Annotated in this window: 2 protein-coding genes; one reads left to right on the top strand and one right to left on the bottom strand. The window is 57.8% G+C overall.

The genetic code is table 11. From position 1 onward, the window contains the following. A partial coding sequence (locus B3Z49_RS17440; RefSeq protein ID WP_296993176.1) for an NAD(P)-dependent oxidoreductase occupies positions 1-235 on the top strand: 235 nt, incomplete at its 5' end. Positions 236-311: 76 nt separating this feature from the next. Here the strand turns inward: B3Z49_RS17440 and B3Z49_RS17435 are convergent. Beyond that, the coding region (locus tag B3Z49_RS17435) for a PAS domain-containing sensor histidine kinase (protein WP_296993174.1) at positions 312-2,684 on the bottom strand (2,373 nt) is incomplete at its 5' end.

Here is a 2,684-nt window from a genome sequence, read left to right as displayed (position 1 = left end):
CGTCAATGATCAGGACCTGATTGCTGCGCTGAAATCGGGCAAACTGACCGCGGCGGGCCTCGATGTTTTTGCCGGTGAGCCGAATATCGAGCCGGCCTATCGCGACCTTGCCAACACCTTCCTGCTGCCGCATCTGGGATCGGCGACGGTTGAAACCCGCAATGCCATGGGCTTCCGTGCACTTGATAACATTGATGCGTTTGTGGCCGGCAAGGATGTGCCGTTTACGGTCTGATCAACCATGATCAATCCAGCAAAACAAAAGGCGCCATCTGGCGCCTTTTTCGTATCTGTCTGACGGGTCTGCGGCCTTAGCCGAGATCGCTCTCCTCGCCCGCGGGCAGGATACAGGCGATCTTGCGGCCATCGCGGCTGATCTTCACACGTCCGCCATGGATTTCGACCACGGCGCGGACCATCGCCATGCCAAGGGCCCTGCGGGCCGACGGGGACTCACCATCGCGCAGGCCTTCAAACAACATCGGTTGCGGCGCTTCGTCCGAGAGCGAGATCGAAATTTCGATATCCTCGCCACTGCGCTTTGCGACCACCGAAACCTCGCTACCTTCGGGTGCTGTGCGCAGCACGTTGGTCACCAGAATGAACAAGGCCTGTTTCAGGCGGCGTTCATCGGCCACCATCCAGCCGATCTGGCGCGAACAATAAAGGCGCAGCGACACGTTCAGCTCTGCCAAGCGTGCCCGTGTCAAAGCTTCGAGGGAGCGCAGCAAACGTCGTGGATCGACGGTATCAAGCTCAAGGGCGACCTGCCCCGACCCAAGGGTTGCCAGATCGCGCATGTCATCGACCAGCGCCAGCATGCTTTGCGCCTCGGTCCGGATGGTTTCGACCGAGCGCGCCACATTGCCGGTCAGATGCGGGATCAATCGATCAGACTCGCCATTGATGTGATCAAGCGGCTTGGTCAGTTCCCGCGATACGGTGGAAATGAAGTCGGACTTCATCTGGTCTGCGGTGCGCAGTGCCTCGTTACGTTCACGAAGCGCACGTTCGACCCGGATGGTGTCCGTCACATCGATATAGGACATCATCACCGCCCCGTCGGGCAGCGGCACGATGGCAAAATCAACAATCGAATTGTCGGCCCGTTCCAACCGGCCATTCATCGGTTCGTGGTTGGTGATCCGCGCGACCATGCGGTTTTTGAACTTTTCCCAATCGTCGCGTTCGCGCCAGTAGTCCTTGGATTTTTCGACCACATCGCCCAGATGCGGCGCGACATCAAGGAAGGTGCTTTCAAGGCCCCAAAGATCGGCAAAACCGTGGTTATAAAGCCGCAAGCGCCCATCGCCACTGATCACGCCAACCGCCTCGTGCAGGCTTTCAAGCGTTTCACGCTGAACCGCGATCAGGGTGTTGTAGGAACTTTCCAGAACCAGCTTGTCGGTGACATCTTCATAAACAAACATCAGCCCGCCAAACGGATGGGGCGAGATGAAGCGACGCAACGTCATGCCATTGGGCAGATGCATCAGGTCTTCTTCAGGTTTCAGAAGATCGGTAAAGCGCTGGTTTTCAGTGTTGCGGAACTGGGCGAAATCGGTGACTTCGGGCAGTTTGCGTTCATCGCGCAGACGCCGCAAAACATCATCATGGGTCGGCTCAGTCCAGAGCCATTCGTCATCAAGATCCCAAAGCTTGGTGAAGGCGGTGTTAAAGAAAATAAGCCCCTTGTCGCCACCATAGACCGCAATCGCAGTGCCCAGGTTTTCAAGCACCTCGGCATGGGCGCGGATGTGGCGCGACAGATCGGACTGCAATTCTTCGACCGGGGTGCAATCAATCGCAAAACCGATCAGGCCGTCGGGTTCGTTCGCGGCCCCACCCGGCATTTCGGTAATGCGCAGCAATTTTCGGTCGCCCCGAATGACAACGTGGAAATCGCGGGTCAGGCTTTCATTATTGCGCTGAACCGATGCCGCCAGTGATCGCCCGTGATCGGGAATCACCCCCGCACCAATTTCGGCCTGTGCGGCCAGCGCATCTTCGATGGTTTGATATTCGACCGCATCGGCATAGGCGATGTTACAATCAATCAGGCGAAGTTCGCTATCGCGGCGCCAGACCGGGAAGGGCAAGCTATCAAGCAACTGCCGCAGGCCCGATACTTCGTGTTTAAGCAGCTGAAAATCACCAAACTGGTTTTCGCGTTCGCGCGAATGGCGGGTTTCATCACGGAACCACAAACCATGCGCCAATACATCCGATGATCGATCCTTGCGAGCGGCCATGCCGGTGACGTGGAATTTGCGTTCATCGACCGTTGTGATCCACAATTCAAACCGGTCATGCCCGGTTTTAAGGTTGCGCACCCGTTCCTTCAGTGCTGCGGCATCTTCATCGCGCAACAGATCCAGCAGATCGGGAAACCGTCCATCCTGGCCTAGTTGGAAGGCCCGTTTGAGCGATGGACTGGCCCCCTCGGCGAAGCCATGGCGGCTCCAATAGTAAACCGGGTCGGGTCCGGCGAACAAAAGCTGTGTGAAAAGCTCTGTCTCACCCGCCAGTTCGTGTTCGTGATCTTCGACTTCCTCAAGGTGACGGCGCATGCGCAGCGACAAGCGCCAACCAACCCAACCGGCAATCGCCGCACCACCAACAGCCGCCAAGCCAACCACCAGCCAGTCGCGGTCACTCAGGCCCGCCAGGCTTCCGAAAATCGT

It is taken from the genome of Thalassospira sp. UBA1131, from assembly GCF_002311515.1.
In the GTDB taxonomy this organism is placed as follows: Bacteria; Pseudomonadota; Alphaproteobacteria; order Rhodospirillales; family Thalassospiraceae; genus Thalassospira.
The sequence above is the reverse complement of the archived record's forward strand: the minus strand, read 5'-3'. Positions and strand labels throughout refer to the sequence as shown.